Consider the following 24,425-nt stretch of genomic DNA (forward strand, 5'->3'; position numbering starts at 1 on the left):
GGCCAGCGGGCTATTTTATTTTAGCTTTAAATTATTAATCTGGTATCTAGACTTTTACCTTTATTTCGGCCATCGGGTTTGACCTTAATATATCATTGACCTTTTAAATATTTTTAGTTTTTGGACTGAATTAATTTATAGCTAGGTTATTGGCCGGCGCCGGGTTTACGCACAGAACAGTGTGATTCTTACCAAACTAAAAAAATAGTGTTTACCTTTGCAGAAATTTACGGCATTGGGAAGAATTATCGCCATTGATTACGGGAATAAACGGGTAGGCGTGGCCGTTACGGATCCGCTTAAACTGATTGCTACGCCCCTGGATACGGTGCATGCCAAAGATATTATTTCTTTCCTGAAAAAATATGTGGCGCAGGAACCCGTAGAAACCATTGTAGTAGGGATGCCCCGGACCCTGGAAAATACGCCTACCGATGTAACCAGCGCAGTGGTGGGCTTTGTGCGAAAACTGAAAAAAGAAATTCCCGAAATACCCGTTTTTACCATCGATGAGCGTTTTACTTCCCGGATGGCTTTTCAGGCCATGCTCGATGGCGGCGTAAAAAAGAAAGACCGCCAGAACAAAGCCACCGTAGATAAAGTAAGTGCTACTATTATTTTGCAATCTTATTTAGCTCAAAATAACCTATGATATACCCGATTGTTGCCTACGGCGACCCGGTTTTAAAAGCCAAAGGCCAAGATATTCCGCAGAATTTTCCGGACCTGCAAAAGCTAATCGACGACATGTACGAAACCATGTACAATGCGCACGGCGTAGGCCTGGCCGCGCCCCAAATCGGGAAAAGCATCCGGCTGTTTGTCATCGACTCGGCCCCGTTTGAAGAAGACGAGGAAAAGAAAAAACTCTCTGTTAAAAAAGCGTTTATTAACCCGCAAATAATAAAGGAAGAAGGCGATGAGTGGGCTTTTGAAGAAGGTTGCTTAAGTATTCCGGGGGTACGCGAAGATGTGTTCCGGCCCGAGCGTGTTACCATCCGCTACCGCGACGAGCAATGGCAGGAACACGAACAGGTGTTCGACGGTATGGTGGCCCGTATTATTCAGCACGAGTACGACCACATCGAAGGCATTTTGTTCACCGACCATTTATCGGGCTTTAAAAAACGCCTGCTCAAAGGCCGACTAACCAAAATAACCAAAGGCGACGTAGACGCCGATTATCGTATGAAATTTCCGGGCGCAAAACGGTAATTCTTTTGCGCTGAAAGCTCATTATTTAATAGGTGAAGGAACACACTCTCCTGTTATTCAGGAGGAAACTTTTTGGCAGATAACCAACAAGTTTCCTCCCGGAATACTTGTATTCCCAGAATGACAAATGTGAGTATTACAAGCATAAACAAATATTTACCTGAAGTGGCTCATAATATTAAGCAGCATCCTTATTCCTTGCTCCTTTTACCAACATCCAACTACTAACAGCCAAATCTAAAACACTTTAGCCGGCTCGTACTTAATCTTTTTGTTTTTCAGGCAATATTGATGGCCCTCTACTAACAAGTGCATCACCAGGTGCTCTACAGCAATAGGCAAACCAGGTGCTACTTCGTGGATGTTCGAATATTTAATTTCGGCGCCATCGATGATGGTAACCACCCCAATCCCGAAAACTTCTACCAAATTACCTTCCCGGATAATGACGCCCGTTTCTTCGCCGAGGCCAATGCCAATATATTCCGGATGCTGCGATACCGCAATCGATAAACGGCCAAAACGGCCACGTTCGGTAAAATGGGTATCGATGTAAACTTTTTTTATAAACGACAAGCCGGCACTGGTTTTGGTCCGGCCTTTTTCCAAAGAGTAAGGGCCATAACCTTCGTAAATCATTCTATCCGACATAGCCGCCGACCCGGCGCTCGTACCCGCAATTATTAAATCTTCGTGCATGTATCGCTCTTTCATGAGCTTGTGCACCTGGGTATCCTTCAGAAACTTTAAAATACGCCGCTGGTCGCCGCCGGTAAAGAAAATAACATCGGCGTTTTTAATCCGGTGCAGATAATCAGGCTGGTCGGCTTCATTTTCTTCGTCGATGTGCATATACCGGACGTTAGGTTGCCCCAGTTCTTCAAAAGCCTCTACATACGCCAGCCCTGACTCATGCGGTTCCGGGGCTGCTGTGGTTATCACCTCTATAGCGGCTTTGCCGTGGCAATGCTCCGAGTGAATCAGTTTTAGCAGCACATCGTCGCCGCCGCCGCCCAGGGCTATGAGGGTACCTTTGGGTTTATTCATGCTTTAATATTAATGATTCTTTTGGCGTAATACTTTTTTACCGGCTGTCAAAATCTTATAACATTTTGGCAGGATGCTGTAACACGAACCTGTACGTACGAGACTATCTTTGTAAAAGTAAAAAAAGAGAGAAAAATAAGATGGAAACTGCCGATATAGAAACTGCCAGCACCGTTAAATCCACTTTCCCGATAGGCGGCATGACTTGTGCCTCCTGTGCGGTAAGCGTAGAATCGATGCTGAAATCCCAGCCGGGGGTGCTGGACGCCAACGTGAGTTACCCCAACCGATCCGCCGAAGTAACTTACCAGCCAGACCGGATTAATTTAAAGAACATGCAGCAAGTGGTGAGCCAGATTGGTTACGAACTGCTGCCCGACACCGCCAATGCGGCCGCCGAACTGGAAGAGACCGAAAGAAAACACTACCAGAAAATAAAGTCCAGAACCATTGCGGCCTTTATTTTAACGCTGCCCGTGGTAGTCATTGGTATGTTCTTTCACCACGGTTTTCCGGGTTCTAACTTAATTATGCTGGTGCTCACAGGCCTGGTAATATTCTGGTTCGGCCGCGATTTCTTCAGCAGTGGGTTTAAGAAAGCCCGCCATTTATCGGCGAATATGGATACGCTGGTAGCGCTGAGTACCGGGGTGGCTTTCCTGTTCAGTGCTTTTAATACGCTTTACCCGGAATATATGCTTAGCCGGGGTTTAACGCCGCAGGTATATTTTGAGTCGGCGGCAGCTATTATTGCCTTTATTCTGACGGGTAAATTAATGGAAGAACGGGCCCGGGTGAGCACGTCGGCGGCCCTGAAAAAATTAATTGGCCTGCAACCCAAAACCGTGCGGGTGTTGCGCGAGGATGACACCGAGGCGGAAATACCGGTAGAACAGGTACAACCGCAGGATCGCATTCGCATCCGACCCGGCGAAAAAATACCCGTAGATGGCGTGATACATTTCGGCGAATCTTTCGTGGACGAAAGCATGATTACCGGCGAACCCGTAGCCCAACCTAAAAAGCCGGGGGCCAAAGTTTTTGCCGGTACCGTAAACCAGAAAGGCAGTTTTGAGCTGCTGGCCCAGAAAACCGGCAGCCAGACTTTGCTGGCTCAGATTATTAAAACCGTACAGCAGGCCCAGGCCAGTAAACCGCCGGTGCAAAAGCTGGTAGATAAAATTGCCGGCATATTTGTGCCGGTGGTCATTCTAATTGCACTCGTTAGCTTTGCCGCTTGGTATTTTTCGGGCGTAGAAAATAACCTGACTTACGCCCTGCAAGCCATGATTACGGTGTTAATTATTGCCTGTCCGTGTGCCTTGGGTCTGGCTACGCCTACCGCCATTATGGTAGCCGTTGGTAAAGGCGCCGAAAATGGCATATTAATTAAAGACGCGCAAAGCCTGGAAACCGCTCATAAAGCCACCGCGATTGTACTGGATAAAACCGGCACCCTTACCAAAGGTCAGCCCGAAGCACAGGAGATTATCTGGGCGCAGCCTGGCCTGGATGAAGGAAAAATTAAAGGTATTATGCTGGCCATGGAAAAACAATCGGAACACCCGCTGGCCGATGCCATTATCCGGAAATTAGAAGCCGAAGACGCGAAGCCGGTACCCGTAGAAAAATTCGAAAGCCTTACCGGCAAAGGCGTTCGGGCCGTTTTCGCCGGCGAAGTCTATTACATTGGTAATCGCCAATTAATGCGGGAAGCTGGCGTGGCGCTACCGGCAGCGCAGCTAAAAATAGCCGAAGAACAAGCTGCCCTGGCGAAAACAGTAATCTATATGGGCCAGGCGACACAATTAGTGGCTATGATTCCGGTTACCGACCCGATAAAAGAGACCTCGGCGGAAGCGGTTAAAGCGCTGCAGGCATTAAATCTGCAAGTGCATCTGCTCACCGGCGATAACGTGCAAACGGCGCAATCTATTGGCAAACAGGTAAATATTACCCACGTTACTGCCGAAGTATTGCCTACCGAAAAAGCCGCCTATGTGCAACAGCTACAAGCCCAGGGCCACGTAGTAGCCATGGTTGGCGACGGCATAAACGACTCCCCGGCCCTGGCGCAAGCCGATGTTGGATTGGCCATGGGCAAAGGTACCGATATTGCCATGGAATCGGCCGACATGACGTTGATGCAATCAGACCTGCGGCATATTTTAACGGCCATTCGCCTGTCGCACGCTACCGTACGCACCATCCGCCAGAATTTATTCTGGGCCTTTATTTATAACGTAATCGGTATTCCCGTTGCGGCCGGGCTTTTATACCCGTTCTTCGGCTTTTTACTAAGTCCCATGCTGGCAGGCGCGGCTATGGCTTTAAGTTCGGTTTCGGTGGTAACCAATAGCCTGCGCTTACGGAATGCCAAGTTGTAAAAGCGCTCTATAGCGTGGAAGTTACTTCCGCGCCTAGCCAAAAATACATTACTTATGATGTTACTGTTGGAATGGAAAGGAATACTTCAAAAAAGAAATATCAAGAAGTCACGGAAGTAACTTCCGCGCCATAGTGGGGGCCATGATAGGGCCAAAGTAGAATTAAGGCGGCAACATACGAAAATCGAAGAATCAAACTTTATCAGAACCAATCGTTAAATAAATTTAAAACAAATAATTTTTATCATGAAAACGCTAAAATTTAAAACCAACATAAACTGCGGCGGCTGTATTGCCAATGCCAAACCTTACCTCGATGCCGTTGAAAATGTGCAGGAATGGCACGTAGACACGAATAATCCGGATAAAATACTAACGGTGAAAGGTGAAGCCGTGAGCGCGGAGCAAGTAATCGAAAAGGTAAAGAAAGCCGGCTATAACATAGAAGAGAAAAAAAGCTTGCTCGGTGGCCTTTTCGGGTAAGTGAATTAAACCCAACGGCAGCGCTACGGAGTATAAGCAGGTATTTATGCCGTAGCCGCCGTCTGGTTTTAAACTATGGCGGTATATTTTAAAATTACAGCCCATGATTATAGAACAATTTGAAGATAAAGGTCTGGCTCATTATTCTTATACCATTATGAGTGAGGGCCAGATTGCTATTGTAGACCCGGCCCGCGACCCGCAACCTTATTACGAGTACGCCAACCTGCACGACTCCCGTATTGTAGCCGTTATCGAAACCCATCCGCACGCCGACTTTGTGAGCAGCCACTACGAAATTAGCACCACCAAAGAAGCCCCTATTTACACCAGCAAATTAACCAAAGCAACTTATCCGCATAAAACCTTCGACGATGGTGATTCATTTAAACTCGGCGACATTACCTTACACGCTCTCAATACGCCCGGCCATTCGTCGGATAGTATTTCGGTACTGGCTAAAGATGAAACCAGCAAAGCTTACGCTTTATTTTCGGGTGATACGTTGTTTGTGGGGGATGTAGGCCGGCCGGATTTACGGGAAGATAAAGAAAAGCCCGAGACTTCCCGCGAATCCCTGGCCCGGGCTCTTTATCATACTACCCGGAATAAATTAATGGATTTACCTGATGAGGTTATTTTGTACCCGACTCATGGCGCCGGTTCGTTGTGCGGCAAAGCCATCAGCAGCAATCCTAGCAGCACCCTGGGCGTAGAAAAACAAACCAATCCGGCCCTGAAAGAAATGTCGGAAGAGGAATTTGTTCAGTATTTACTGGCGGAGCAGCCTTTTATACCAGCGTATTTTGTTTACGATGTAGCCTTAAACAGAAAAGGCGCACCCGACTTTAAAGCCAGTGTTCGCTCGGTGCCACTTCTGCCGCCCGATTATACCTTAGAAAAAGGGGCGCTTGTGATTGATACGCGACCAGCCCCCGATTTTAAAGAAAATCATGTACCAGGGGCCATAAACTTGCCAAACGAAACAAAATTTGAAACCTGGCTGGGCACACTGGTAAGACCCAACGAGCTATTTTACCTGGTAGCGGCCGATGAAGCAACCCAAAAAGAAGTAATTTGTAAAGCCGCCAAAATTGGCTACGAAACCAGCATTGCCGGTGCGCTGGTAAACCCCAACTGCGCCACTGAAGCCAGTGCCGTCACCAATCTCAACGACTTCCGCCAATATCCCGAGCGGTTTACCATTGTAGATGTGCGCAACCCCGATGAAGTAAAAGCCCAAAAGCCCTTTCCGCAGAGTTTGGCTATTCCTTTGCCAGAATTACGCGATCGGTACCAAGAGATTCCGACAAATAAACCAATTATGGTACATTGTGCCAGCGGGTACCGTTCAGCGGCCGGCAGCAGCCTGTTGGCTCGTAAAATCCGCAACCTACCTGTGTACGATCTTGGGGAGACAATTCAGGAGTATATTTGAAATTTTTATTTAAATACAAATGCGTTATTTATAAATAAATAACGCATTTGTATTTAAAAGTCTTTAGTATTTCTAAATACTTGCTGTTCAAATTACAATATTTACTTAACTTGAGGCCGAAATAATCATTAACTGATATTATTAAACCACAAGTGCCTTGAAAATTTCTATCCCTAAAGAAACCAAGCTATTCGAAAACCGGGTTGCCATTACCCCTGATGTGGTTAAGACTTTAACCAAAGTAGGTTTTACATGCTTCGTTGAAAAGAACGCGGGTGTAAATTCCAACTTTCTGGATGAGTCCTACTCGCAGGCAGGCGCTACCATTGTGGCTGATCCCGTGCAATTGTATGGCCAAGCCGATGTTGTGCTAAAAGTAAATGCACCCACCCCCGCCGAAGCCCGCTTAATGAAAGATGGCGCTATTCTGATTTCTTTCTTGTATGCCTATACAGTACCGGACTTAGTGCAGGTGCTCCGCGAAAAACAAATTTCGGCTTTCTCGATGGATGCTGTTCCACGGATTTCGCGAGCGCAGAAAATGGATGCTTTAAGTTCACAGGCTAACCTGGGTGGTTATAAAGCGGTACTGCTGGGCGCTAATGCCCTGGGTAAAATATTCCCGTTGATGATGACGGCTGCCGGTACCATTACCCCAGCCAAAGTGTTAATATTTGGGGCCGGTGTAGCTGGCTTGCAGGCCATTGCTACTGCCCGCCGCCTGGGCGCGGTGGTAGAAGTTACCGATGTACGTCCCGAAACCAAAGAACAGGTAGAGTCGCTGGGCGGCCGTTTCCTGGAAGTAAAATCCGATGAAGGGGTAAAAACCGAAGGCGGCTACGCCAAAGAAGTTTCGGCCGAGTATTTACAGAAACAGCAGGAACTGATTAAAAGCCGCATTGTAGATGCCGACCTGGTTATTACCACAGCGCTGGTGATTGGTAAAAAAGCCCCGGTACTGGTTACCGAAGAAATGGTACGTTCCATGAAACCGGGTTCGGTAATCGTAGATATGGCCGTAGAATCGGGCGGAAACTGCGCTCTGAGCGAAATAAACGAAACCGTAGTAAAGCACCACGTAACCATTATCGGCGAATCTAATTTGCCAGCCTTGTTGCCGGTTAATGCCAGCGAACTGTATGCCCGCAACATCAGCACCCTGCTGCTGCACCTGGCTACCAAGGATGGTTTTAAATGGGAAATAGACGAAGAAATCACCAAAGGCTCGCTCATAACCCACCAAGGCCAACTGGTGCACGGCTTCACCAAAAACATCCTGGAAAAAGCAACAGCTTAATTTGAGTATTGTGCTAATGTGATAATATGCTAATTAAAAAAGCTTAAAATTAAGAACTGATTTTTAAGCTGTAAGGTCATTACCTTGCGGCTATTTATCACAAACAAGTACCTATAATACTTACTACCAGGTAAATTATTTAAACCAATGTAGAGAAAGAATCAGCCTGATAAGCCTATTCCTTTGCAAAAAATCATCAGTTGTTAAACTTAAAACTAATCACTTAAAACTTACAACCTAAAATATGTCGATCGAAAATTTAATTGTACTGCTTTACGTACTGGTATTGGCCAGTTACGTGGGCTTTGAGTTAATTGCCAAAGTGCCCCCTACTTTGCACACCCCGCTCATGTCGGGTTCCAATGCTATTTCGGGAATTACCATTGTCGGAGCCATTATTTGTTCCGGTCCGCTGCCCGGCGAATTTCCCTTGAGTAAAATATTAGGCATCATCGCACTGTTTTTTGCCACCCTCAACGTAGTTGGCGGGTACGTGGTTACCGACCGCATGCTCCAGATGTTCAAGAAAAAGAAATAAAGGAGACTACCCTACATGAATCAGCAATTACTTACAATTATCATTCAGTTATCTTACCTGGTAGCTTCGGTGCTGTTTATTATCGGCATTAAAATGCTGGGCAAAACCCACACCGCCCGCCGGGGCAATATTTATTCGGCCGTAGCCATGTTTATTGCCATTGTGGCTACCCTGCTGGTACGCGATGTATTGAGTTACACCGAAATTTTTGTTACCATTTTGGTCGGTTCGGCCGTGGGAACGTACGTGGCTAAAAAAGTAGAAATGACTCAAATGCCCGAAATGGTGGCACTTTTTAATGGTTTCGGCGGTATCAGTTCGGTACTGGTAGCTACTTCAGAGTACTGGCGTATGGCCCACGATGCCAATATTGCCATGCCCCTGGTAACCGGCATTACGGTCGTACTCAGCGTTATTATTGGTGCAGTTACGTTTACAGGCTCGATGGTGGCTTACGGCAAGCTTTCGGGCAAAGTAAACGGCAATGCCATTACCTTTAGCGGCCAGCACGCTTTTAACGCCATCCTGTTTTTAGCGATGCTGGTGGCCAGTATATTCCTGGTGCTCGATCCTAATAACGATATTTACATGTACGTGGTGTTGGCTATTGGTTTGTTATTGGGCATCTTAACTGTAATTCCGATTGGCGGGGCCGACATGCCGGTCGTTATTTCGCTCCTGAACTCTTACTCGGGCGTTGCGGCCTGCTTTACGGGTTTTGTCCTGAACAACCAGGTATTAATTATTTCGGGGGCACTGGTAGGTGCTTCGGGTATAATCCTGACCCAGATTATGTGTAAGGCCATGAACCGTTCGCTGGTGAGTGTATTACTGGGCGGCTTTGGTCAGGGCACCACCGCGGCAGCAGGTGGCAGCGCTTCCGATATTCAGGTAAAAGAAGTAGGCGTAGAAGAAGCTGCTATGATTTTCGATTCGGCCTCGTCGGTAATAATTGTGCCGGGTTACGGCATGGCCGTGGCGCAAGCCCAGCACATTGTACGGGAAATGACCGAGCTGCTCGAAAAAAAGAATATTACAGTAAAATTCGCGATTCACCCGGTAGCCGGCCGGATGCCGGGCCACATGAACGTACTCCTCGCCGAAGCCAACGTACCGTACGACAAGCTCATTGAAATGGAAAATATTAACGATGAGTTCTCCAATACCGACGTGTGTTTGATTATTGGAGCCAACGACGTGGTTAACCCGGCTGCCCGTACCAACCCGGCTAGCCCGATTTACGGGATGCCTATTTTAAATGCGGATAAAGCCCGTACCGTTATTATTAGCAAACGCAGTATGGCCTCTGGTTACGCCGGCATCGAAAACGAATTATTCGGTTACCCCAATGCGCTGATGCTCTTCGGCGATGCTAAAGCCACTATTACCAAAGTGGTAGGCGAACTGAAAGAGATGTAAATAATTACAACCAGGAATTAAGTAATACCAATCTTTATCCCGATTAGCAGAAAGTTAATCGGGATATTTTTTACTTCATTATTAGGTGATTTTTTTTAAAAACCAACATCGTACATAAAGAATTTAATAATCCGAATGCCGAATGCGGCCGCGGCTGGCTTTTTTGTCGGCATGTTTCTTCTTAGTGGCAATCCGTTCCTGCTGGGCTGCCCGCGAGGGTTTGGTGGCTTTCCGGACTTTCTGCTTCGCAAAAGCTTTAGCCAGCAACTCGTAAAATTTCTGAATACAATTTTCTTTGTTAGCCAATTGGCTCCGTTCGGTTTGGCAAATTAGCTGCAGATAACCTTCCTGGGTGATGTAATTACTTAGTTTTTCGTGTACCAGGGCTTTTTCTTCTGTTGTTAAGAGTTCTGAATTATCCACGTGAAACCGTAATTCCACTTTGGAAGAAACCTTGTTTACATTTTGCCCGCCGGGACCGCCGCTGCGCGAGGTCCGGTATTCAAATTCTCTTGAAAAATCTTCCATAAATATGTACAGGTTCCAAGCCTGCTATTCAGAAATAGCATTACGCAATATTTTAAATATTTATCGTACGGGTAAAATATTTCTACTGCCGGCGTAAATGCAATTATCGTTAATTCCTTTATTGCTCCGCCTGCTTTTGCTGGTTTACGCCTGGTTCATCAGCCTAACTGCCAGGAAAGGAAAACAAAGTTACCATTTTGCGGCCAATACCGTATTTCTTCATTCGAAAGAACCCTTATTTATGAGAAGAGTATGTAGTCTGTGTTTGCTGTCTATGTTTTGTAGCAGTTTATTTTCTTCTTGCCAGGAAAACAAAAGCCGGCAAACAGCGACAAACCGTTCCCAATCAGCCCAGAAAATGCAAGTAACTATCTTAAATAAAATTCTTTACCAGGATATTCCGTCGGCTTCGGGCATGGAATTGATAGAAAACAACCTTTACGTGATAGGAGACGATTCGCCGTTTTTGTATGTACTGGATGCCGACAGCCTGAAACTGACGGGAAAAATAGAACTCTTCCGCACAACCGACTTCCGTACCGGCCGCATACCCAAAGCCTTAAAACCCGACCTGGAATGTTTAACCACCCTTACAATTGCCGGCGAAACCCACCTGGTAGCTTTTGGCTCCGGTTCGGCTTCCAACCGTGCAAAATGCTACACGATAAAACCTTCTGTAATGGCAGAAGCAAACGCCGAAGTAAAGGAATATTCGCTGGAGAAATTATACACTGCCCTGCAACAGGATACCGCTTTGTTAAGCGGCGATTTATTAAACCTGGAAGCGGCGGCGGTTACGCCTGATAACAGATTAATTTTGCTGCAGCGGTCTGCCAACATCGGCCCTAATGCGCTTCTACAAATCAATAGCCAGGAGTTTATACAGCACCTCACTGGCAACCAAACGTCATTGCCGTCTTACACCATCTTTCCTTTTAATTTACCCGAACTGGCCGGTTCTAAAGCCCGGTTCTCCGGCGCTTATATTTTTGACGATAAAATATTTTTTACGGCTTCCGTCGAAAACACCACCGATGCCATACTGGACGGTGAAGTAATGGGCAGTTTTATAGGCTGGATTAATATTTCGGAAATAAAAGCAAGCACCGGATCGCAACCGCTGCAAACCGCGCTTATTACCGACCAGAGCGGCCAGCCGTACAAGGGTAAAGTAGAGTCGCTGGTAATTCAGGAGAAAGAAAACCAGCACACCTACCGGGGCTTGGCTATTACCGATAACGACAACGGCGAATCAGAATTATTGCAGTTCCAAATAAGTATTTAAAATATTTTCTGATTAGCTAATAGGTACTTTGCGCAGAATGGCTTCTATAAAATCTTTGGTTTTAATTTCTTCGGCTTCGGCTTCGTAGTTTAAAATAATGCGATGGTTTAGTACATCCAGGGCTACGTCTTTAATGTCTTCGGGTAATACGTAATCGCGTTCATCGAAAAAAGCTACGGCCTTGGCCGCCAGGTTTAAGGCAATACTGGCCCGCGGCGAAACCCCGAACTGAATGTAATCCGCAAATTCAACTAAATCGTAGTCGGCGGGGCGGCGGGTGGCAAATACCAGTTCTATAATATAACGTTCCAGCGTTTCGGAAATCTGCACCTGGTTAATTTCGTGCCGGATGGCGAAAATATCGGCTTTGGTAAGCACCGTATTTACGTGGCTGTCGAACGACATATTGGCCATGCGCCGCATTACCTCCAGTTCATCGGCTTTAGATAAATAATTCACAAATACCTTCATCATAAACCGGTCGACCTGCGCTTCGGGCAAAGGATAAGTACCTTCCTGCTCTACCGGATTTTGGGTAGCCAGTACCAGAAACGGCAAATCGAGCTTAAAAGTAGTTTCGCCAATGGTAACCTGTTTTTCCTGCATGGCCTCCAACAGCGCCGATTGCACCTTAGCCGGCGAACGGTTTACTTCATCGGCCAGCAACAAATTGGCAAATATGGGCCCCTTCTTTACTTCAAACGCCGAAGAGTTCTGGTTGTAAATCATGGTGCCAATCAGGTCCGAAGGCAATAAATCGGGGGTAAACTGAATGCGCTGGAAATCGAGGTGCAGCACTTTGGAAAGCGTGTTAATAGTTAGGGTCTTGGCCAGCCCCGGCACACCTTCGAGCAAAATATGACCGTTGGTAAAGAGTCCGATCAGCAGCCGGTTTACCATGTATTGTTGCCCCACAATAACTTTACCTACCTCCGCAAATACCTGCCTTATTTTAAGCTGTTGCTCCCGGATACGCTCCTGGTACGATACTTCTTCTGTCTCCATATTCAATTAAAACTTTTGTATGGTTTGGCACCTGTTTTTAAACCAGCTCTACCATTTCTTAAAAATAAAAAAGACCGCGAGTACCAGTAACCCAAAGCCTACTAAGTGGTTCCAGGCCAATTTATCGGTTCTAAAAATAAACACGGTAATTAGGGTGAATACCACCAGCGAAATAGCCTCCTGAATGGTTTTAAGTTCGAATAAAGAGAAGGGCCCACCGTTTTCGCGGAACCCAATTTTATTCGCCGGTACCTGAAACACATACTCGAAAAATGCCAGCCCCCAGCTAATTAAAATAATAACCCACAAACCAGCCTGCTGCAACCAACCCAGTTTCTTAAATTGCAAATGCCCATACCAGGCAAACGTCATAAAAACGTTTGATAGTATCAGGAGTAAAATGGTATAAATTCCTTTCAAAATAACAGGCTGGTTGTGCCGGAACATAAAAACTTATTCCGGGTCTGCAAAATTATAAAGTTCTGACATATTTTGCGCTTTTTACCGCATTAACCAGATTGCACGTGGCAAATGGTTACCTCATTAGAGACGGGCGCCAGATTAGAGACATAAAAGGAGGGCAAGCGTTTAATTTGAAATAATATTAATCCCGAAAAAATAGCGGGCGCTGCTAAAAACCAGAAGTAAAACCAGTAATAGCAATATTATTGATAAAGATGCTGGCTGTTTTTAAGTAAGAGGTCAAGATCAGGCAAGCAGATAGAAAAGAAATAATCCTTAAAAGTAATACTGGTCACTTTATTTCTGGCAATCATCAGGCGTATAGCTGTGGGCTTAACGCATTCTTTCCAGCAAACGGGAAGCTCTTTCGAGTTTAAGCACCTGAATTATTTCGCGAATGGCATCGAACTGGCCACGCCGCATTAAGTGTAAGAGCAACAAAACGATGTTATAACCGGTTTCGCCTTCGCTGTTACTTACAATAGCCATAAAGCCAAAAATCAATAACTCGGCCTTTTCTTTGGCTTCATTTTCGGGCAATGTTCCAAGCTCGTTTCGTAATTTATAGCTTATGCGCTCCCGGAAATCCTGGATATTGCGAGCTTCCGGATGGGTTTGCAAATAAGTTGAAAACAACAACTCAACTACCTCATCGGTTTTACCTTCTTTCAAAAAAGATTGTACTTGAACAATCAGCTTTTCGTAAGCCATTTCCTTATGGTTAAAGCCAGATAAATATTTACCCAAACCGGAGGTTTAAACCTTTACTGCCAACAGAAAGGCAGCATAAAACTGATTTTTTCAAGTTCGGGTTATAGGAGCCAAATACAGCCTGATAAAATAATCAGAGCCAACAGAGAAGAGTTAAATTTTAGTTAAAATAAAGAAAATTCTCCTAAAAAACAATTTCTACGGACTTTTAATTTGTATTCAGGCAGAGATTAAGAATTGGCCGGCTAAAGAATCAGGTTATCTTTTGAGCAATTTTCCGACCCTGTAACAGCGATGGCATTATAGGTTCCACCGCCTACTTGCGCGGAACTGCTTATAGGCAACCACAACCTTAATGGAATAAGAGCATAGGCCTTACATAATATCTATGGTAATTTCGAAACTCTTGATGGGTTTATTTTCCTGATCTACGCTGTTGCTATTTTGCTCTAACATAACGGTGTAGGAGCCCCATTGGTACGTGGTTTGGCTTAAGCCTTTGGCATTTTTAGACGAAACTTTCCGCATATTTTTACTCGTTATCTGTCTTTTTAACGCTTCAAAAGTCTTGGCATCCAGGGTAGCGTAAGAGAGTCGGCGGCATTTATTATCTTTATAAAAATAAACCAGCCAGTTTTGGGCAAACTGGTCCGCTTTAGACAAAGCTGAATGTTTCCAGGTAAGCCGGCCGGCTGTGGTTTCGGTCGGGACTTTGGCTTCACTTAAAATCCATTTTTTTTCTGCTACATAACTACTTACCGCCGCCGAATCGCGTTTGGTTAAACTTACCAGTTGCTCAAAACCAAAAACTTGTCCGAAAGATGGAACAGAGAAAACGAAAAACAAACTAACTACCAGAAGTAAACGCATCATTAAATATAATTAACACCCAAAGTTAATCCTTTTAAATAAAACAGAGCAACTATTTAGCCTAAATAAATTGTAAAAATCCAATAATTCCAAAATCAGGAAATAAAATTATATATTTATCTAATTTTGGAATTTATCAGGTTGTTAAATCTTTAATCGCGTTAAATAGATAAGGAATAGCCTGGTTCAGTTCTTCTGTAAACTGCCTAGGTTAAACTTTTAAACATTAAGTCAGCAAACTTACCCACAGAAAATAACCTGTTTAAGGCAATTGGGTAAAACTTTTTACAGTTCTGATTCTAATACTCATTCTAAGTATTTTTAATACTTAGTCTTGCATTATTCTAAAAAACTACTGGATTTTTCTTATCTTACACTTTAATCTAATTTTAAATTAGGAGCTAAAGCTGTTCTTTCTACAATAACCCTGAACAATTCGTAGCTTTTAAGCGCAGTTGCTGGAGCTTGAAGGCAGTAAATTACCATAGCACGGCTAAGTCGGGTCTGCATTTTATGTCTGAGCAGAAATAATTAAAAAGAAAAAGCAGGTACACATAAAAAGGTATGAATGAACATCTGAATAGCGGGCAGCCTTCGTTAAAGAAGATATTAGAGCGGTACCAGCAAAGCAAACCCGGCACTTCTTTAGAGGAATATGAGTTTTTGCTTAACCGCAACCCACTTCTAGAGAAAATATTTATCGGTGCCGATTGTGCCGTGGCTATCTTTGATGCAAGCCAGACCAATTACCTGTATATAAGTTATAAGCTGGAACAATTGTTGGGTTACTCGGCCAATGTTTATCACCAGGGGGGCTTATGCTTTACATTATCTAAAATTCACCCCGATGATGTAATGAGCCTGCTGGGCATCTTAGAAAAGGAAATCTCTTACATCGCTGATTTGGTGCCGGCTCAACGGCTGGAATATCGTTCCAGCTATGACTATCGCATTCAAAAATCTAATGGCAACTACATCCGGGTACTGCAACGCAACCTCGTTTTAAACCTCGATACTGCCGATAACATGCTGCACGTGCTGGTTGTGTTAACCGATATTACTCATCTAAAAAAAGATCATACCAAAATCCTCCACATTATAAACAAGCAAGATACCGGCTTTGCCTACCTCTACAACCTGACCGATCAACGGATTATAAAAGATACTTTTTTAAGTAAACGGGAGAAGGAAATTCTTAAACTATTGGGGAAGGGATATTCCAGTAAAGAAGTAGCAGACGAACTGTTTATCAGCATTCATACCGTAGAAACCCACCGGCGCAATATGCTCGAAAAAACAAATATAAAAGATACTTCCTGCCTGGTTCATTTTGCTATTCTGGCTGGGTTTTAATATCTGGCTAAACTCACATATAGGAAAATACAATATATACAAAATGTAATTATACAGATGAGCTCTATATTTTGGCTATTGCCGGCTGAAGAAAGAGCATTCATGCCTGTATGGTAGCATTATAGTTGAAGTAGCAATAATTAATCAATAAAGAAAAGTTTAAAACAATTCACAAAATACTTATACTTAGTATTTTATTTAGGTACTAGAGTAGTTACCTTTACCGATATTACTGCAGGAAATAATAATTGAAGCTGCTTTTTTAAAGGGAGAAGAGACAGCTACCAACACTACCGGTTCTTAGCTTTAATAGTATAGGCTGCTAAGATATTTACCGATGATCTGATAAATTAACACCAAATTTTCACTTATATTTTTTAAAATTCACTGCTGCTTAAGCAACTATAACCAAGGTTAAAATCCTATTTTGGTATGGGAGATGTGCTTAAAGAGCAAAACCTGGAAAAACACGTCCTTAAAAGTTAATTCGCATAAAAGTTATTCTTTTGGCCATGGAAGCGCGGCAATCTTAATTGCCTGAAGCGCAAATGCCTTAAATATTTAGCTACTGCACCACTTGCCTGCTATTTACCCTTAATAGCAATGGCTTTACACTCAGGCTTAATCCGCCAAATCTTAATCCGCCAAATCTTAATCCGCCAAATCCTCCTAATTAAAATAGGCTACCTATTTTCCTGCGTCCGGAAGCAGGCAAGCTGTACCCGGTTCCTCTCTTGCCATCTAGCTTGTCTTATATTTTTTATCATTTACCTATTTTATCATTTGCCCAAAATGTTAATCAGTTTTAAACATTTAACCTGTTTCGTAAGTAATCGCCGCTGCTATTGATAAGTTATAATTGCCCGCACCGCATGAAAACCAGAGTACAGGCCGGCGAATTAAGAAACAGATTAAACTCACTAAATATCTTTAAAACACAGTTATTCATAATTTTTTACAAGAGTTCTTTTTACAAGAGTACTTCACCAATTAAAAACAAGATCATGAAAACATCAGAAAAAACCAGCATAAATAAAATCAAATTCCTGATTCCCGCCCTAATGCTAAGCTTAGTGCTGTTATTAGCCGAATCAGCCATGGCTCAGGCTCCTACTAAGAATAAAAAGGTCGATAAAATTCCGCATGCCGAGTTAAAAGAAGCAAAAGTAATAGCCCGGGTTACTACCAACGTACAAGAAATTGCGCCTATGAGAGTTAAGCTGAATGTACTAAATCCCACCGGCAAAACTGTTCGTATCTCTATTCTCGATTACGCAAACCTACCGGTGTATCAGGAGTCTTTTACCGGAAGAGAGTATAACAAAATTTTAAATTTTACTTCTACTGCTGCCGGCCGGTATATGCTTCGGATTACCGGGCCCAAACAGGTGGAAATCCGGCGTTTTGCCATTAACAGCAACTTTAACCGTAACCTAACACCTTCGCCAATGGAAAATCACAATCCTGCTGAGGTAATGGCGGCTATCTACCAAAACGAAAAAAATAAGATTGTACTGCACGTAGTAAATAATACGGGGAAACCAATAAGTTACGTTTTACGGAACAGTAACCAAGAGGTGTCATACCGGGGTGTAATAAGAGCAGCTACATTCAGTAAACTTTTTGATTTCACTGAATTAGGCGACGGCAACTACTCTTTTGAAGTACAGAATCAATCGCAGAAGGCAGCATATCGAACATTTGCTCTGCATACTGCTTATGATCGTTCCTTTGCCTGGACTGATAAACGCGGCCGGCCGCTTAAAGCAGTTGGTTCATCGCCCATATCACTCAGAACCAATACCCTCAGAACCAATGATTAAAACTTAGCGGGCAAATAGACAAACCAGTTGGCGGTATAACAACAGCCAACTGGTTTTGTGTTTTAAGCACTTTTTTCTTTTGTAATTACTACTCAGAACCTTAATACAGCATAAGGCAAAGAAACAATCAAGTGTTAATCTACTAAACTAATCCGGCGTTTACTTGTACGCGGGCCTTGTTGCCATAAGGCCATTTTCTATCTTTAAACCTTCCGAATTATTATGCAGCAGGCGTGCCCCAAAACGCATTACAGCTTTTCAAATTCTACTCACCACCTATTCAAATCCTCTCCCCTGATACTGCTCACCTTAATTTCTGTGTAGGGGCTGATTATAAAAAATGCAACCGCTCCTTATTCCTCCCTCCTCCTTATATTTTCTTATCTCTTCATTTCAGGTCTAAAGGCAAATAGGCGTAAAAGCAGTAGCTACAAATACGCTGGAAGAAGAAACATAAAGCTGCCCCAGCTACAGCAATTTATTGCCGCCCACATCAACGCCTTCCGCATAAACGGTCCTATTTCCACTCAACAGCTTACCTGGCAGTACTACCTACAAATAGGTAAAATTCTTGTTTATTAAATTATATGTAGGTTTTTTAAACTTTTATTCTCTATATTTTGCCTGTTCCTTATTTTACCCGCAAAAAGAGGATTTTATAGATATGAAAAAATTGTAACAAAGCAGCTAATTCTCCCGCAAACCTGTATAAACAGATATTAAACCAACAAAGCAGCTTTTTCAATAAACAATATATTAATGTATAAATATAAATTTTTTAATCTGAATATATAAATTATTACATTTATCTGTCCTTACTTTTTCTAATTTAAAATTTAAACACGATGAAACACAATCTACTTCGAGGGGTCCGGTATGTCTTTTACGCCGGATTGTTTTACTTTCAGATACAAACGGGCTATACCCAATCTCCTAAATATACCGATGGCAATAAATACAAAGTTTCGGCCGATCTGCGGGAGCTAAATAATGCGCCCGTTAATGCCCGGATGCGAAAAGCACTGACTGGACCACAAAAATTAGATTTGCTCCAGATAGAGGATGGTTATGTAGCCATTGATGCAGTAGCTGAGGGAACAGATGGGCAAGCGTTACTGCGTCAGCTTGAAAGCTTAGGTTTAAAAAAAGGTGTCTTTTACAAGCGGATTGTTTCGGGCTATTTTCCTGTAGATAAAATAGATGAACTGGAACAGGTAAAAGCCCTGCACAAGGTTTCGCCGGCTTATAAATTGCAGCATGGTGCCGGCGCAGTAACTACCCAGGGCGAAGCAGCCTTAGCCGCCGACAAAGCCCGTCAGCAATTTAAGGTTTCGGGCGTTGGTTCTAAAGTTGGGGTTATTTCGGATTCGTACAGCTCCGACCCTGCCGGGGTAGCTGCCGGTATTTCTTCCGGCGACTTACCCGCCGATGCCCAGATTTTATTAGATGCAGTAGGCGGAACAGATGAAGGGCGAGGTATGGCCGAAATAATACACGATGTAGCGCCAGGCGCTAAAATTGCTTTCCATACGGCACTGGGAGGCCAGGCTGTTTTCGCCAATGGTATTCAGAAACTGGCCCAGGCAGGGTGCAATATTATTGTTGATGATGTTATCTATTACGGCGAGCCCATGTTCCAGGATGGCATAATTGCCCAGGCAGTGGACGAAGTAGTAAAAAAAGATATAGCCTATTTTAGTGCGGCGGGTAATAATAACCGGCAATCGTACCAATCTCCTTTCCGTAATTCGGGCCAGGAAGTTGTTGCAAATGGTATTAACTTTGGCGTGGCCCACGACTTTGGCAATGGTGATATTACCCAAACTATCCAGATTCCGGCGGGTGGCACCTTCGTAATCCCTTTTCAATGGGACGATCCTTTTTACTCGGTTAGTGGCGGAACCGGGGCCCGAAGCGATTTAGACGTACTGGTGTTCTTCAATGGCAGCCTTTTAATAAATTTGTCGTCTACGGAGTATAACATTAACCGCGATCCCTACGAAATTGTGGGCGTATCTAACCCTTTTCCCACAGACATCAATATTGAAATTGTAATTACTAAATTCGAAGGGCCTGATCCCCGCATAATAAAATGGATAGACTTTGGAGAAGGCACGCCCCTGGAGCATCATACCAAAAGTTCTACTATTTACGGCCATTCTAATGCCCAGGGGGCAATTACAGTTGGGGCTACGGCCTGGTTTAATACGCCGGGGTTTAATCCCAATCTTACCCGGCCGGTAATAAATAGTTTCTCATCTGCCGGCGGCACACCCATTCTTTATACATCCGCTGGCCAACGAACCGCTCCTAATATCAGACAGAAGCCAGAGGTAGTAGGTCCGGATGGGGGCAACACAACTTTTTTCGGGAACGACCATTCCGAAGATGCAGACACTTTTCCTAACTTTTTTGGGACCTCAGCCGCCGCTCCACACGTAGCCGCCGTAGCCGCTTTAATGCAGGAATCCCGCCGCAACAGCCTGAGCCCAGCCGCCATTGCCAAGAATTTAATAAGCTCCGCCATTGACATGAATGATCCGCTGACACCCGGCTTCGACACGGGTTTCGATTATCAGACCGGTTATGGTTTTGTGCAAGCCACCAAAGCCCTAGAAACTACCCTAACTTACGGCTGCAACCTTTCGCTTACTACCAAAGTAACGCAGGCGCAGCCCGGCTGGAACTGGCCCAACGGTGTAGGCGCCATAGATTTAACAGTTTTGGGAGGAACAGGCCCGTATACTTATCGCTGGAACTCCGGTACCGCTACCGAAGACCTGCCCAAAGCGACCCCGGGCTTGTATAGTGTAACTGTGACCGATGCTACCGGCTGCTCGGCTACCACCACGGTAAATGTGGGTGTTATAGATACCCCGCTAACCGTAACCTCTTCGCATACGAATGTGTCGCGTTACGGGGCGGCAGATGGCTCTATAGATTTATCGGTAATTGGCGGTACCGGCCCTTATACTTTTAAATGGAATGCCGGCGCAGCAAACGAAGATTTGTCCCGCGTTACCCACGGCCTCTACACCGTTTGGGTAATAGATGCTACCGGCGATTCGGCCTATACCGCTGTTTATGTATCGGCTTACAAAGAGCCGTTGGCCTTACAAACCGCTCATAACCCAGCTTCCCGCTCGGGTGCCGACGATGGCTCGATAGATTTAACCGTTATTGGGGGTGTAGCGCCATATACCTACCGCTGGAATGCCGGCGTAGCTACCGAAGACTTACCCAGGGCCACGCCGGGCCTTTATACCGTAACCGTTACCGATGCCACCGGTGCTACTGTTACTACTTCGGTTTATGTGTCAGTAAAAGGCCAGCCACTCGCCTTGCGAGCATCTCATACCGATGCTTCCGATTGGGGAAAAGATGATGGGTCGATAGATTTAACTATCGTGGGCGGAGTAGCCCCTTATAAGGTTAAGTGGAATGCTGGCAGCGCGATGGAGGATTTGCCGCGGGTGTTACCCGGCATTTACAAGGTAACCGTAACTGATGCCAAAGGCGCAACCGCAACCCTTACCGTGGAGGTGGGTGTGCGGGGAACCAAATCACTCTTAGCGGCCCGCAAACCCGATACGGCTCTAGCTTTAAACACCAATCCGGATAAAAAAACCAGCCTAACCGCGTATCCGAACCCGGTTAATAATAAAGCAACCATTGCGGTAACGTTAAGCCAAAGCGGTGATTATGCGCTGGAGGTATACGATTTAAAAGGCAGTTTAATAAAAACGCTGAAACAAGGCAAGGCTCAGGCCGGCAAAACGGTAGAAGCCGAATGGGAACCCCAAACTACGGCCAAAGGCATCTACCTATTGCGCCTGAAAACTCAGCACGAAGTACAAAACCTGCGCTTAATGGTAAACTGATTATTGGTTTAGCGTATAAGTAAACGCTACAAAAGCCGTTTGCGCCTGCAAACGGCTTTTGTATTTCACAGCTCCTCTAATAATAATTATAAATTAAAATGCCATCTGCTTCTTTCATACCATAAGAATTTGCCACCTGCTACCAGTTTAGCTATAGCGTAACCGGTGGTTACAATAAAGACAAGTTGGTAGCATATCTAAGCTGGGGCCCAATCTTTATGTAAAACAGAAATAATACCGGTATAATATTTACCCTAAAAACAAAAGCCCCGGACTTTTACCCCGAGGCTCCATTATCAGAACTAAAACAATACTTTTACGCGGTTTGCTTTTCCAGGTTAAATAAAGCTTGTAATCCTTCGATCAGAGTCTCCGACTCGCCCCGCTGGCAGGCCGCTTTCAACTCCAAAACAGGTAACTTCACAATTTTTTGCAAAATATTGCGGGTTACTTCTTCGAGTAAATCTTTTTCTACAGCACCCAGGTTTTTCATATAGCGGGCAATTTCCTGCTGCCGTATTTGCTCCAGGGTATTTTTAAACTGCTGTACGGCCGGTGAAATAGCCATTTCCTTAGTCCAGGCATTAAATTCAGCCATGGCTTCAGAGATTATTACCTCAACCTGAGGCACAGCGGCCAGGCGTTTTTCCAACGCTACCGTGGCCCGGTTCCGAATGCTGTCGATGTTGTGTACCGAGGCGCCGGGTAGTTGCGCAATGGCACTATCGATGCTGCGCGGCATTGATAAATCTATATAACTTTTCGGAGTAATTTCCTGGTTAGCCACAGCCGCGGCACCAATAAAAAAGCAATCGCCGGGCACCGACGAAATTACAACATCGGCTGCTTTTATCTCGTCCCAAACCGTTTCCCAAGGAGCAACTACCTGGTTACACTCCTCTGCTAGAGCTACTGCTTTGTTGTACGTCCGGTTAGTAATAACTACATTTTTCAGGTCGGTTTTTACAAAATTACGGCACACGGTTGCGCCAATATCGCCGAGGCCAATCATGAGCACCCGCGGGTTTGGTATATTTTTAGTTAATTCCTCAACTAACTCTACGGTAGCATAAGCTACCGAGGCGGCACCATCGCGGAAGGAAGTTTCGTTGGCAACGCGTTTATTCGCAAAAAAAATGGTGTGCAGCAAACGGTGCAGAAACGGTCCGGCCATCTCGGCATCGGCAGCCCACTGGTAGGCATGTTTTACCTGGTTCATTATTTGCATATCACCTGCCACCTGCGACTCCAGCCCCAACGTAACCCGGAACAAATGCTGCACCGCCAGGTTAGCTTCGGTTATGTGCCGGAAGTAAGGCGTTATTTTTTTTACACCTATAAAGCCTTTTTGCATGGCCAGTAATTTCAACATTTCCTGGTTATAGTCTTTATCGGCTACATAGTATATTTCGGTGCGGTTGCAGGTAGAAAGTACCAGCGCTTCGCGTACCGGGGTAAATTCTTTTATTCCCTCCAATAAATTCCGACAGGCGTTTTCGTTCAGCGAAACCATTTCGCGGATATCTATCGGGGCATTTTTATAAGATAATGTCAGGACTTTAAACTGATTCGGCATATCTGTAATTATTCGTTACAAATTTCTGCCAAAACCGGGCCCAAAAACATGATCCAGGTCAACTTTCGGACAGATGTTTATCACTTCCGCCGCAGAAAATAAATTTTTAAAACAACCACATTGCCAAATGCTATGTAATATTGAAGGAATATTTAACAGCATGTCGTTTTTATACATCAAAGCCCTGCATATAATTTTTGTGGTTACCTGGTTTGCCGGGTTGTTTTACATGCCCCGGTTGCTTATTTATTTTGCCGAAGCCCAGGCCAAGCCCGAACCCGAAAAATCAATTCTGCAAAATCAATATAAACTAATGCAGCGGCGCCTGTGGTACGGCATTACGTGGCCATCGGCAATAATTACCCTCATTATGGGCCTGAGCACCTGGTATCTGTATGGCGCTACGCCGGGCTGGCTGCACCTAAAATTATTATTTGTGCTGGGCTTGTACGGCTATCATATTTATACGCACCGCATTTTTAAACAACAGCAACAAGGCGTGGTCTCCTGGTCGTCTACGAACTTGCGCATCTGGAACGAAGTAGCCACCATTTTCCTCTTTGCCATCGTGTTTTTGGTTATTTTAAAAAACGGATTAGGTATGGCTTATGGGTTAATTGGCTTAGCCGCTTTAATATTTGTTTTGCTGTTGGCTATAAGGGTTTATAAAATTGTGCGGGAGAAAGCATAAGTGAAGTGTACTCAGGCTGGATTGTTTAACCTTTGAAAGATTACATCTTTCAATGTGCAAGTGCTAACTAGATTTAGAAGCCTAAGTTTGCTCCAGGCCGCGAGGCCCCGTTTGGTCATTCGGGCTGCTCATCTTCCCTTTCCTCCTGCGTCGGAAATCCTCGGCACCAGAAACCCAGAAGAGAATCTCCCAAAAGGCCCTCATCGCCCAAACTGATGTCGTTGCCAGTAGCTACATGCTAACTTTTGAATTTGAGGTTATTTGTACAGTTAAAATTATACATGGTTATGCGTAGAGTTAGCGTAGCGCTCTACGCACTTTTCGGAAAGCCAATCTCTGATTGGCGTTACCTGAATAATACTAACTGCGACTAAGCCATTTTCTGGAGTTTTAATATCAATGTAGCAGACGCATCT

The 24,425-nt window shown here is 44.5% G+C and carries 20 protein-coding genes; 13 read left to right on the plus strand and 7 right to left on the minus strand.

The genetic code is table 11. The features are described from left to right. Positions 1 to 235 precede the first annotated feature (235 nt). Entirely contained in the window at positions 236 to 652 is a 417-nt protein-coding gene (ruvX, locus tag AAE02nite_RS01700) for a Holliday junction resolvase RuvX (protein ID WP_146894774.1), read from the plus strand. Next, complete coding sequence (def, locus tag AAE02nite_RS01705; protein ID WP_146894694.1) at positions 649 to 1,215, plus strand: peptide deformylase; 567 nt, start codon at positions 649 to 651, stop codon at positions 1,213 to 1,215. The genes ruvX and def overlap by 4 nt, the downstream gene beginning before the upstream one ends. A gap of 237 nt (positions 1,216 to 1,452) precedes the next feature. Here the strand turns inward: def and AAE02nite_RS01710 are convergent, their stop codons facing one another. Continuing rightward, positions 1,453 to 2,262 carry a cyanophycinase gene (locus AAE02nite_RS01710; RefSeq protein ID WP_146894695.1) on the minus strand — a complete coding sequence of 270 codons (810 nt, stop codon included), beginning with the start codon at positions 2,260 to 2,262 and terminating at the stop codon, positions 1,453 to 1,455. 140 nt (positions 2,263 to 2,402) lie between these two features. Here AAE02nite_RS01710 and AAE02nite_RS01715 point away from each other — a divergent pair, with 140 nt between their 5' ends. The 6 genes from AAE02nite_RS01715 to AAE02nite_RS01740 all read left to right on the plus strand — a co-directional run bounded on the left by AAE02nite_RS01715 (position 2,403) and on the right by AAE02nite_RS01740 (position 9,824). Next, positions 2,403 to 4,649: a heavy metal translocating P-type ATPase gene (locus AAE02nite_RS01715; RefSeq protein WP_146894696.1), complete on the plus strand. Its 2,247-nt coding sequence runs from the start codon at positions 2,403 to 2,405 to the stop codon at positions 4,647 to 4,649. A 246-nt stretch (positions 4,650 to 4,895) separates the two neighbouring features. Beyond that, positions 4,896 to 5,132 carry a heavy-metal-associated domain-containing protein gene (locus AAE02nite_RS01720; protein WP_146894697.1) on the plus strand — a complete coding sequence of 79 codons (237 nt, stop codon included), beginning with the start codon at positions 4,896 to 4,898 and terminating at the stop codon, positions 5,130 to 5,132. Positions 5,133 to 5,235: 103 nt separating this feature from the next. Next, a complete protein-coding gene (locus AAE02nite_RS01725) occupies positions 5,236 to 6,570 on the plus strand; it encodes an MBL fold metallo-hydrolase (RefSeq protein WP_146894698.1) in 1,335 nt (444 codons plus the stop codon). Between the two features lie 157 nt (positions 6,571 to 6,727). Then, entirely contained in the window at positions 6,728 to 7,867 is a 1,140-nt protein-coding gene (locus tag AAE02nite_RS01730; protein WP_146894699.1) for a Re/Si-specific NAD(P)(+) transhydrogenase subunit alpha, read from the plus strand. Positions 7,868 to 8,111: 244 nt separating this feature from the next. Next, entirely contained in the window at positions 8,112 to 8,405 is a 294-nt protein-coding gene (locus AAE02nite_RS01735; RefSeq protein ID WP_146894700.1) for an NAD(P) transhydrogenase subunit alpha part 2, read from the plus strand. 15 nt (positions 8,406 to 8,420) lie between these two features. After that, on the plus strand, positions 8,421 to 9,824 hold the full coding sequence (locus AAE02nite_RS01740) for an NAD(P)(+) transhydrogenase (Re/Si-specific) subunit beta (protein WP_146894701.1): 1,404 nt from the start codon (positions 8,421 to 8,423) through the stop codon (positions 9,822 to 9,824). A gap of 123 nt (positions 9,825 to 9,947) precedes the next feature. Here AAE02nite_RS01740 and arfB read toward each other — a convergent pair whose 3' ends face one another. Further along, a complete protein-coding gene (gene arfB, locus AAE02nite_RS01745) occupies positions 9,948 to 10,352 on the minus strand; it encodes an alternative ribosome rescue aminoacyl-tRNA hydrolase ArfB (protein WP_146894702.1) in 405 nt (134 codons plus the stop codon). A 358-nt stretch (positions 10,353 to 10,710) separates the two neighbouring features. On the opposite strand from arfB, the gene AAE02nite_RS01750 reads away from it, so the two are divergent. Beyond that, positions 10,711 to 11,637: a DUF6929 family protein gene (locus AAE02nite_RS01750; protein WP_146894703.1), complete on the plus strand. Its 927-nt coding sequence runs from the start codon at positions 10,711 to 10,713 to the stop codon at positions 11,635 to 11,637. 12 nt (positions 11,638 to 11,649) lie between these two features. Here AAE02nite_RS01750 and AAE02nite_RS01755 read toward each other — a convergent pair whose 3' ends face one another. The 4 genes from AAE02nite_RS01755 to AAE02nite_RS01770 form a co-directional block, all read right to left on the minus strand. After that, the gene (locus tag AAE02nite_RS01755; protein ID WP_146894704.1) at positions 11,650 to 12,642 is read right to left on the minus strand and encodes an AAA family ATPase; all 993 of its coding nucleotides are present in this window, start codon (positions 12,640 to 12,642) and stop codon (positions 11,650 to 11,652) included. A 48-nt stretch (positions 12,643 to 12,690) separates the two neighbouring features. Then, entirely contained in the window at positions 12,691 to 13,062 is a 372-nt protein-coding gene (locus tag AAE02nite_RS01760; RefSeq protein ID WP_146894705.1) for a DMT family protein, read from the minus strand. Between the two features lie 375 nt (positions 13,063 to 13,437). Next, positions 13,438 to 13,815, minus strand: a complete 378-nt coding sequence (locus AAE02nite_RS01765; RefSeq protein ID WP_146894706.1) for a hypothetical protein — start codon at positions 13,813 to 13,815, stop codon at positions 13,438 to 13,440. Positions 13,816 to 14,190: 375 nt separating this feature from the next. Then, on the minus strand, positions 14,191 to 14,688 hold the full coding sequence (locus tag AAE02nite_RS01770) for a hypothetical protein (protein WP_146894707.1): 498 nt from the start codon (positions 14,686 to 14,688) through the stop codon (positions 14,191 to 14,193). A 561-nt stretch (positions 14,689 to 15,249) separates the two neighbouring features. Between AAE02nite_RS01770 and AAE02nite_RS01775 the strand changes: the two genes are divergently transcribed. The 3 genes from AAE02nite_RS01775 (at position 15,250) to AAE02nite_RS01785 (ending at position 21,742) form a co-directional block, all read left to right on the plus strand. Continuing rightward, positions 15,250 to 16,038 (plus strand): LuxR family transcriptional regulator, encoded by a 789-nt coding sequence (locus tag AAE02nite_RS01775; protein WP_146894708.1) that lies wholly within the window; start codon positions 15,250 to 15,252, stop codon positions 16,036 to 16,038. A gap of 1,004 nt (positions 16,039 to 17,042) precedes the next feature. Beyond that, positions 17,043 to 17,861 (plus strand): hypothetical protein, encoded by an 819-nt coding sequence (locus tag AAE02nite_RS01780; protein ID WP_146894709.1) that lies wholly within the window; start codon positions 17,043 to 17,045, stop codon positions 17,859 to 17,861. An 845-nt stretch (positions 17,862 to 18,706) separates the two neighbouring features. Continuing rightward, entirely contained in the window at positions 18,707 to 21,742 is a 3,036-nt protein-coding gene (locus tag AAE02nite_RS01785) for a T9SS type A sorting domain-containing protein (protein WP_146894710.1), read from the plus strand. 316 nt (positions 21,743 to 22,058) lie between these two features. Here the strand turns inward: AAE02nite_RS01785 and hemA are convergent, their stop codons facing one another. Beyond that, complete coding sequence (gene hemA / locus AAE02nite_RS01790; RefSeq protein WP_146894711.1) at positions 22,059 to 23,318, minus strand: glutamyl-tRNA reductase; 1,260 nt, start codon at positions 23,316 to 23,318, stop codon at positions 22,059 to 22,061. Positions 23,319 to 23,478: 160 nt separating this feature from the next. Here hemA and AAE02nite_RS01795 point away from each other — a divergent pair, with 160 nt between their 5' ends. Continuing rightward, positions 23,479 to 24,009 carry a CopD family protein gene (locus tag AAE02nite_RS01795; protein ID WP_146894775.1) on the plus strand — a complete coding sequence of 177 codons (531 nt, stop codon included), beginning with the start codon at positions 23,479 to 23,481 and terminating at the stop codon, positions 24,007 to 24,009. Positions 24,010 to 24,425 lie beyond the last annotated feature (416 nt).

Source organism: Adhaeribacter aerolatus, assembly GCF_007991635.1.
Taxonomy (GTDB): Bacteria; Bacteroidota; Bacteroidia; order Cytophagales; family Hymenobacteraceae; genus Adhaeribacter; species Adhaeribacter aerolatus.

Bases quoted from the DNA above. Each gene is read 5' to 3' on its own strand.
- hemA (WP_146894711.1), bottom strand. From the start codon at position 23,318: ATGCCGAATCAGTTTAAAGTCCTGACATTATCTTATAAAAATGCCCCG.
- AAE02nite_RS01780 (WP_146894709.1), top strand. From the start codon at position 17,043: ATGAAAACATCAGAAAAAACCAGCATAAATAAAATCAAATTCCTGATT.
- AAE02nite_RS01775 (WP_146894708.1), top strand. From the start codon at position 15,250: ATGAATGAACATCTGAATAGCGGGCAGCCTTCGTTAAAGAAGATATTA.
- def (WP_146894694.1), top strand. From the start codon at position 649: ATGATATACCCGATTGTTGCCTACGGCGACCCGGTTTTAAAAGCCAAA.
- AAE02nite_RS01755 (WP_146894704.1), bottom strand. From the start codon at position 12,642: ATGGAGACAGAAGAAGTATCGTACCAGGAGCGTATCCGGGAGCAACAG.
- AAE02nite_RS01720 (WP_146894697.1), top strand. From the start codon at position 4,896: ATGAAAACGCTAAAATTTAAAACCAACATAAACTGCGGCGGCTGTATT.
- AAE02nite_RS01740 (WP_146894701.1), top strand. From the start codon at position 8,421: ATGAATCAGCAATTACTTACAATTATCATTCAGTTATCTTACCTGGTA.
- AAE02nite_RS01765 (WP_146894706.1), bottom strand. From the start codon at position 13,815: ATGGCTTACGAAAAGCTGATTGTTCAAGTACAATCTTTTTTGAAAGAA.
- AAE02nite_RS01785 (WP_146894710.1), top strand. From the start codon at position 18,707: ATGAAACACAATCTACTTCGAGGGGTCCGGTATGTCTTTTACGCCGGA.
- AAE02nite_RS01795 (WP_146894775.1), top strand. From the start codon at position 23,479: ATGTCGTTTTTATACATCAAAGCCCTGCATATAATTTTTGTGGTTACC.
- arfB (WP_146894702.1), bottom strand. From the start codon at position 10,352: ATGGAAGATTTTTCAAGAGAATTTGAATACCGGACCTCGCGCAGCGGC.
- AAE02nite_RS01725 (WP_146894698.1), top strand. From the start codon at position 5,236: ATGATTATAGAACAATTTGAAGATAAAGGTCTGGCTCATTATTCTTAT.
- AAE02nite_RS01710 (WP_146894695.1), bottom strand. From the start codon at position 2,262: ATGAATAAACCCAAAGGTACCCTCATAGCCCTGGGCGGCGGCGGCGAC.
- AAE02nite_RS01715 (WP_146894696.1), top strand. From the start codon at position 2,403: ATGGAAACTGCCGATATAGAAACTGCCAGCACCGTTAAATCCACTTTC.
- AAE02nite_RS01735 (WP_146894700.1), top strand. From the start codon at position 8,112: ATGTCGATCGAAAATTTAATTGTACTGCTTTACGTACTGGTATTGGCC.
- AAE02nite_RS01770 (WP_146894707.1), bottom strand. From the start codon at position 14,688: ATGATGCGTTTACTTCTGGTAGTTAGTTTGTTTTTCGTTTTCTCTGTT.
- AAE02nite_RS01750 (WP_146894703.1), top strand. From the start codon at position 10,711: ATGCAAGTAACTATCTTAAATAAAATTCTTTACCAGGATATTCCGTCG.